This window comes from Acinetobacter sp. UBA3025 (genome assembly GCF_002367915.1).
In the GTDB taxonomy this organism is placed as follows: Bacteria; Pseudomonadota; Gammaproteobacteria; order Pseudomonadales; family Moraxellaceae; genus Acinetobacter.
Genome location: NZ_DFDO01000300.1, coordinates 1 through 5,329, shown reverse-complemented (window position 1 = coordinate 5,329; position 5,329 = coordinate 1). Strand labels below are relative to the sequence as shown.

Below are 5,329 nucleotides of genomic sequence, written 5' to 3'. Positions count from 1 at the left end.
CTGTACCTAAAACAAGGACACGTTCATTTTCAAGGTTTAAAGACTTGATGAATTGACCTACAGCACGGCCTAAAGCGATCGTACGCTTAGTCGTTGGCATTGGTGCTGCAGCACCATTAATGAAAATTGGAATCGTTGGATAACGATCAAGTTTGCCTTCACACAGGAAGTGCAATGGCTGAGTCACGCCATGGTCGGCTTGCATACGGTAAGAATACGCAACGTCCACGCCCTCATCGAGTACACGACGAACCAAGCCCAAAGCTTTGTCTTCTGGCACATCGATATGGTCGTTGTCTTTACCGTAGTCCCAGTCACCTGCTGCTTTTGCACGGATACCCACGCAGAAACTTGGCATCAGGTCATAGAAGAAACCATTGAAATGGTCAGGACCAAAGGTAATGATCAGGGTTGGGTCGTAAGCTTTTACTTCAGCAGACAGTTTTTCAAACGCTTCACGAACAGCCTGTTCTTTGCGTTTTTCCTGCGGTGAAGCAAATTCCATTAAAGGACTGTGCGATGCACAAATAAGTTTAACGGCCATGAGAGACTCCTTAAAAGGAAGGCAGCCTTAGAACAGGCTGCCGAAAAGTCCATTTCAGACTAGATTTTTATTCGTCAAAGAAACCGGCACGTGGCTGACGTAGACCACGAATCCCCAGACCGCATTCTGCATTGATCAGAACACCAGTCAAAGGACGGTTATTTTGACGAGATGCCAAGAGCACATATGAACCAGTCATATCTTCCGGCTCAGGTAAGAAATTCAGTGGCATGCCACGTGCGATTTTCTCAGGATCACGTGCATCGAGCAGGCCAAGATTTTCCTGACCCAAAGATGCAGCACCTTTGATATTCACATTCATACCTGATGGCGCAACGGCATTGACTCGGACTTTAGGTGCAAGTTCATAAGCCAGTTCTTTCATAATGCCTACACCGGCATGTTTTGATGCAGTGTAAACCGGACCGCCACCTGCAGAATAAAGTGCAGAATTTGACAGTGTGAAAATGATCGAACCTTCAGATTTCACGAGCTCATCAAGTGCAGCTTTGGCACCCAAGATCAGAGATTTGGTATTAATCCCCATAATCTCATCAAAGGCTTTTTCCAGCTGCTCACCTGAAGTATTGACGATATCGGCATAGTGATCCCAGATACCGGCATTACCCACGAAACAGTCGAGTTTACCGTAACGCTCTACAGTCGCTTTAACAGCGCGGACGTTGTCTTCATAGCTGGCCACATCACCTGCGATTGCCAGCACGCGGTCACCAAAATGTGCGTTCAGTGCATCGACTTTAGACTGTGAACGTTGAAGAACGGCCACTTGTGCGCCCTCTTCCAGGAAACGTTCTACCAGTGCCCAACCGAGACCTGAACCACCACCCGTGATCAGTGCAACTTCGCCTTGTAGCCAACCCATGATTACTCTCCTGCCATCTCTACGTATAACGCACCATCTTCAAGTACAACTGGGAATGTTTGAATTGGGTCAGTTGCTGGTAAGCAAAGTGCCTGACCTGTTTTCAAACAGAAGCGAGCTGCGTGAAGTGGACATTCCACTGTACCATCGTCTTCAAGGTAGCCTTCAGACATAGAAGCATTACCGTGTGAACAGCGGTCGTTCATTGCGAAGAATTCGCCACCGTTGTTGAATACTGCAAGCGCTTCGATACCGTTTACGCCGCAATCCACTTTTAACGCTTCGCCTTCGTCTAATTCGTCAACTTGGCAAACAAAAATCTTATTCATTAGAAGAACACACTCAGGTTATGTGAGTTATAGGTAACTTGGTCAAGGGTGATCTTACGGTTGAAGATCTGGAAGCCCAGGCCGCCTTCAACTTTGCGGATCTTGTCATGACGTTTACCACAGTAAATCGTAACGTCTTTCTCTTTCTGGGTACGGTACAGAAGGTATGTCACGTACACATCGTATTCGCCTTCAACTTGAGTCGGCTCAACAATCACGTTGCTCACCATGTGAGTGGTACGTGATGGAGGTTCTTCAGCCCAAGCCATACCAGTTTCCAGACGTGCAACACGACGTTCCAGAAGATCTTTCGTATCGTTGAATACCCAGGTAGTAGGTGGTTCAACTGAACGACGACGGTCACGCGTTTGAGCGTTTGGTGTAGTACGTAGCGTGTAAGAAATATCTTCAGCTAGCGTGTCTAACCACTCGCGGAATTTCCAGTCATCAAGAAGCTTGGCTTCTTGATACAGGAACTGACTAATTTGGTGATGAAGTTCTAAACTGATTTGACTCATTTCATAAGCTCCTTCTCATATTCGTCAGCCGCAGCTTCAACGTCTTCCCATTTTTCATGAATCAATAAATCTGCCCAACGGCGGTACATACCACGTGCTGCAGTTTCAGAGAAAATATAGTTAGTGATACCCGGGATACCATCTTCACGTACTTTCTCGTTACCTTTACCCATTTCCATAATGAGTTTGTTTTGACGCGCTTTGTAACCACGTAAAACTTTTTGGATTTCGATCCAGTTTTCAGAGTCATCTTGCTCCAGGAAGCCTGCAGGACCGAAGGCACGAGTTGCAGAACGTTCAAATGCTGCTTGTACATCTTCTGGCGCGTCCGCATCACAGATACAGAATGCCCAAACTTCAGTTTTGTTTGGACCACGTGGGTGCCATACACGAAGAGTCGCAGTACCGTTCAACCAAGATAATGTTGGGAACATAGTGTTATGACCTGCAAGACGCAGCGCACGAGTTTCACCTAGGCGTTCTTTCACTTCTTCGTAAGTTTCACGGAAGTAGTTCGCTACTTCACCGTCAACCCATACGTTTGCATCTGGTTTCTCTGTGAAGAAGAAGCCTGAACCGTGACCGCGTGAACCGTATTGGATCGCGTCTTTCGCAGTTTCCCAAACTGGACGAGCAGTTTGTGCAGCACCTAATTTCTTAGAAGATTCGTCGTCTGGTTTCGCACCAAGCACCTGAATTGCAGATGCGTGAGAGAACAACGCGTGATATTGGTCAGATGCGAACTGTTCAGCTGCAAATTTCCAGTTACACTCGATTTCCCATTTGTGTACACCACCCACAATCACAGTACCGCCTTCACGACGATCGACAACACCGTCCAGGTACCAAGCGATATCGCCCATGTATTCTTCTAGATCTGGAGTCGTTTCATCCCAGCATCCGAAAATCAGGCCTTTGTATGATTTAACACGGTTAACTTCTACCAGACCCCATTGTTCTTTACATGCACCATGTGGGTAAGCACGATCTTCAAGCGGGATGTCTTTTAGAGAACCATCAATACCGTATGACCAGCCGTGGTATGGGCAAGTGAACGCACGTGTATTACCACAGTCTGCGAAGCTTACGCGCATAGAACGGTGACGGCATTGGTTTAAGAATGCTTTGATTGAGCCATCTTTTTGGCGTGCCACGATGATTGGATCTTCACCCATGTAGGTATTGAAGAAATCACCAGCCTTAGGAATTTGGCTTTCATGGCAAAGGAATAACCATGTACGACCGAAGACACGTTCAAGTTCTAATTCGTAAATGTCAGGATCTGTATAGATAGATGGCGTGATACGTCCATTTTGTGCATCGACTAAAGCGTCGATTTCGCGCACATCAATTTTTCCACTCATGAAAAGCTCTCCTGTGACCAGTTATGGCACAAAGTAATAGACTCAACTTTTCAACGATGATGGATTTTAGGGCGGTTTTGGGGAAATATTTTTTTTGTTTCAATTAATAGTTTTAAGCAATTATTCTAGGCGTGTATTTTTATATTAAAACACTAATCGCTCCCTCCAAGGCATTTACTTTCTAAATGACAAAATAATCTTCACGACATAGTTGTTTATAGATTATACTCTTCTGAAATTATAGTAAGACATTTTTTGGATTACTCGACGGGCTGATGATATGGAATTACGACACCTCCGCTACTTCATTACTGTGGCTGAAGAACTCAACTTCAGTAAGGCAGCACTCAAACTTTACACGGCTCAGCCATCACTTAGTCAGCAAATCAAAGATTTGGAAGAAGATGTCGGTGTCAAACTGCTACACCGTACCAAGCGTAAAGTCGAACTGACCGAAGAAGGTGCTGTATTCCTTGAACAGGCTCGCCTAACGCTGGCACAAGCCGATAAGGCGATTGCCATGGCCCGTCAAGTCTCACAGGCCAAGCAGCAGATGCTACGCCTCGGTTTCGTCCCTGTCGCAGAGATGAAAATCTTCCCGTATATCTTGCCGAATCTGCGCGTGCAAAACCCTGATTTAAAAATTGAATTGCTCAGTCTGAACAATAATGAGCAAATGCGATTATTGAAGAAAGGTGAACTGGATCTGACCTTTACCCGTCACAATTTCCATAGTGATGAAATTGAAAGCCAGTTTGTGATTCGTGAGCCATTGATCTTCATTTTGCCGAAGGATCATCCTTTAGCGAAATACGACCGTATTCCAGTTAAATTACTGAATGGTATAGATTTTATTATTCCATCTGCAGAACAGTCACAGACCCTGCACAATACGATTATGGAATTTGCCAAGACCAATGGCATTGAGCTTAATATTGTGCAAAAGGCCGATAATATTCTGTTTAATATCAACTCGATCGGGATTGGTTTGGGCTGTGCCATTCTGCCAGGCTATATCGCACCATTGACCATGAACAATACTGTAATCCGCCCGCTGGATGTAGAACTTCCCTTTTTAGATCTTTATGTTAGCTATCGCAAGGATAGTAATTCAGTCGCAGTGAAGAAGTTCCTGGAACTCCTGACTCGCGTATTCTACCTAGACATTAACCGCGACGAACCACATTAATTTTCTATTTTTATAGCAGCACACGTAATTTCCTCTGAGAATACGTGTGCTTTTTTGTTTTTATTTTTTCTGATCAAAATTTCATTTTATATTCATTTTTCCTATGACAGACCACATCTAGCTTGGCTTCCAACATCTCCGACCATGGCTTATTAGGTTTAATTTTTGCTCAAATTAGGCTTCTTTTACAACTTAAGTCTAATAAGAAGTCTAAGGCCCATTTTAATTTTTGAAATTCTGATTAATAGCTAAAAAGCATTAAAAATGTTTAAAAAATTCACTGAATGAAATGGTGTTCATTTGGCAGCTGTAAATCAAATATTTTAGAAAGAAAAAAGGATGACCGAAGCCATCCTTTTTCTAAACTGTTTACGACTTATTTTACGCCGTGTACAGCCAGGTAGTTTTTGATCACAGTGTTGAACTCATCTGATTTTTCAACTTGAGACCAGTGACCACATTGACTGAAGATGTGTGCATCAGCATTTGGCACGATGTTCAG

General features: G+C 44.2%; 5 protein-coding genes and 2 pseudogenes. 1 reads left to right on the top strand and 6 read right to left on the bottom strand.

All coding sequences use genetic code 11. The annotated features are described in order from the left end of the window. The 5 genes and pseudogenes from B4J23_RS12685 to hcaE form a co-directional block, all read right to left on the bottom strand. A pseudogene (locus tag B4J23_RS12685) lies at nt 1–544 on the bottom strand (3-carboxyethylcatechol 2,3-dioxygenase); the annotation flags it as partial. 67 nt (nt 545–611) lie between these two features. Beyond that, nucleotides 612–1,427 (bottom strand): 3-phenylpropionate-dihydrodiol/cinnamic acid-dihydrodiol dehydrogenase, encoded by an 816-nt coding sequence (gene hcaB, locus B4J23_RS12680; RefSeq protein WP_004781818.1) that lies wholly within the window; start codon nt 1,425–1,427, stop codon nt 612–614. 2 nt (nt 1,428–1,429) lie between these two features. Continuing rightward, nucleotides 1,430–1,756, bottom strand: a complete 327-nt coding sequence (gene hcaC, locus B4J23_RS12675) for a 3-phenylpropionate/cinnamic acid dioxygenase ferredoxin subunit (protein WP_004781817.1) — start codon at nt 1,754–1,756, stop codon at nt 1,430–1,432. Next, on the bottom strand, nt 1,756–2,274 hold the full coding sequence (hcaF, locus tag B4J23_RS12670; protein ID WP_291361074.1) for a 3-phenylpropionate/cinnamic acid dioxygenase subunit beta: 519 nt from the start codon (nt 2,272–2,274) through the stop codon (nt 1,756–1,758). Before hcaF ends, hcaC begins: the two co-directional genes overlap by 1 nt. Next, nucleotides 2,271–3,638, bottom strand: coding sequence for a 3-phenylpropionate/cinnamic acid dioxygenase subunit alpha (gene hcaE / locus B4J23_RS12665; RefSeq protein ID WP_004781815.1), 1,368 nt, complete (start codon nt 3,636–3,638; stop codon nt 2,271–2,273). Before hcaE ends, hcaF begins: the two co-directional genes overlap by 4 nt. Before the next feature lie 280 nt (nt 3,639–3,918). Between hcaE and hcaR the strand changes: the two genes are divergently transcribed. Beyond that, entirely contained in the window at nt 3,919–4,827 is a 909-nt protein-coding gene (gene hcaR / locus B4J23_RS12660) for a DNA-binding transcriptional regulator HcaR (protein ID WP_291361070.1), read from the top strand. A gap of 376 nt (nt 4,828–5,203) precedes the next feature. On the opposite strand, the pseudogene B4J23_RS12655 reads toward hcaR, so the two are convergent. Continuing rightward, nucleotides 5,204–5,329: pseudogene (locus tag B4J23_RS12655) on the bottom strand (alpha/beta fold hydrolase); the annotation flags it as partial.

What these genes read in the sequence shown, in the direction of transcription:
- hcaR (WP_291361070.1), top strand. Translation starts at nt 3,919, where the DNA reads ATGGAATTACGACACCTCCGCTACTTCATTACTGTGGCTGAAGAACTC.
- hcaF (WP_291361074.1), bottom strand. Translation starts at nt 2,274, where the DNA reads ATGAGTCAAATCAGTTTAGAACTTCATCACCAAATTAGTCAGTTCCTG.
- hcaB (WP_004781818.1), bottom strand. Translation starts at nt 1,427, where the DNA reads ATGGGTTGGCTACAAGGCGAAGTTGCACTGATCACGGGTGGTGGTTCA.
- hcaE (WP_004781815.1), bottom strand. Translation starts at nt 3,638, where the DNA reads ATGAGTGGAAAAATTGATGTGCGCGAAATCGACGCTTTAGTCGATGCA.
- hcaC (WP_004781817.1), bottom strand. Translation starts at nt 1,756, where the DNA reads ATGAATAAGATTTTTGTTTGCCAAGTTGACGAATTAGACGAAGGCGAA.